The organism is Geobacillus jurassicus NBRC 107829, assembly GCF_001544315.1.
GTDB classification, from domain to species: domain Bacteria; phylum Bacillota; class Bacilli; order Bacillales; family Anoxybacillaceae; genus Geobacillus; species Geobacillus jurassicus.
Window position 1 is genome coordinate 1 of record NZ_BCQG01000114.1, and the last position, 1,643, is coordinate 1,643.

General features: G+C 45.4%; 1 protein-coding gene. It reads right to left on the reverse strand.

All coding sequences use genetic code 11. The features are described from left to right. Positions 1-132: 132 nt before the first annotated feature. The gene (locus tag GJ1_RS17350; RefSeq protein ID WP_066235137.1) at positions 133-1,482 is read right to left on the reverse strand and encodes an ISLre2 family transposase; all 1,350 of its coding nucleotides are present in this window, start codon (positions 1,480-1,482) and stop codon (positions 133-135) included. Positions 1,483-1,643: the final 161 nt, after the last annotated feature.

Below are 1,643 nucleotides of genomic sequence, written 5' to 3' on the forward strand. Positions count from 1 at the left end.
GATTGAGTCAAGAGTTTGTGGGAGATTTTTTTTGATGTTTTAATTCGTTGGATATATTTGGTTTAAATAACTTGATTTATGTAAGCGTTTTCTAATCCTCTCATCCTGTTTTCGTGCCCTTTTTTCGCTTTTTTAAAACCCTTTCAATGCTTTTAACGCTTGATAAATAGGCGTTCCTGACGAATGATCGAAATAACGGATATTCCCTCGCACCAACTCTGCTACCTTTGTTCCTACGTGCTTCATCGCCTTTTTCACGATCGTTTCTCGTTCCGTTTCTCTTTTCTCCTTCTGCGCAAACACCTCTCCTTTCCACGTCTGAATCGTTAATCCATCTTTTACAGCTACCATCACTTGTAAAAACGCTCGAATGCCTTCGTCACGCCAACTTCGTCCATTTTTTACTCGCTTCGCAAAGACGTGCATCGTTCCTTCCGCGCTTCCCATCGGGCGCATTCCGGTCGTATCTATCCCTTTCTCTTGCAGCCACTCGCGATAATCGCTCAAACAGCCCGGCATCGACTCGATCCGTTGGATCAATCGCTCTACTTGTTTTTCTTTCTTCTCGTCCCCTAGCGTCCCTAAGGCGCTGTACAATTCGGTTAATACCCCTTTTTCATCAAACGTGGCGAGTTTCTTTCGAATCATTCGATACCGTGGATGGTTTTTGAAACATTCGCGAATTTCTCGAGCCACATGAAACCGATCCAACTGGAAAAATGCTCGTTCCCCAAAATACTCTCGACAAGCGGTAATCCATTCCGCTCCATCGCCATTGACGACCACCCAATCTCTCGTGGGGTCATAGCCGTATTCTTCCATCAAAAACAGTTCTAATCCTTCCCACACCGGCTCTTTTGTTTCGTGTACATAGTGCCGTTTCCCAACTAAGGATACTCGCTTTCCGTTTGCTTTCCATCCTTGGTGCACTGCCAAAATCTTTTCTTCTTTCCCTCTTCGCCGGCTTCGCTGCCGTTTCACGTATAATCCGTCCGCCTCCACGAACAACACCTGTCGCTCCATTTCCATCGGGCGATGTCTATCCACCGTTGCTTGTAACACGAGCTGCCGAATCGTTTCATGGCTCATCACCGCATAGCCTACCATCTTCTCTAACGCTTCTGCGGCTTGGCGATAAGAAGGGCCGGTAACGGCTAATTCGATGGCGGTTTCCTCCAATAATGGACTCACTCCCTTCGCGCCATCGAACCCGAGGAAGGGATCTAATAAGCACGTATACACGCCTTTTTCTCGATCCAAATAGTAATTGCGCCGAACCTCCACCTCCCCAAATAACGTCTGAAGGCGTACCGTTCGTTTATCTTTTAGGTAATAGCGTTTTTTATCTCGTTGTTTGGCTAGCTCTTCATCCAGCCATTCCAATACCTGTTGAAACATTTCCCCATACGTTTTTTGCAACATCAAAAACAATTCCATTTCTAGCTCTTTTAATGTTTGCCCACCTGTGATAAACTGTTGCATAGGACTCTCTGACCTCCTGTTGTGGTTTGGTCGCACTTATCAACATACAGGAAGAGAGTCCTTTTTGCATCTATTTTGCTCATCCTCTTCTTTTCAAGGAAACCTCCCCTTGAAACATATGGAAGGGAATTTAGCTTCCTCCCACAAACATTTTACTCATA

Excerpts from the sequence above, each read along its gene's own strand:
- GJ1_RS17350 (WP_066235137.1), bottom strand. The coding sequence starts at position 1,482 with ATGCAACAGTTTATCACAGGTGGGCAAACATTAAAAGAGCTAGAAATG.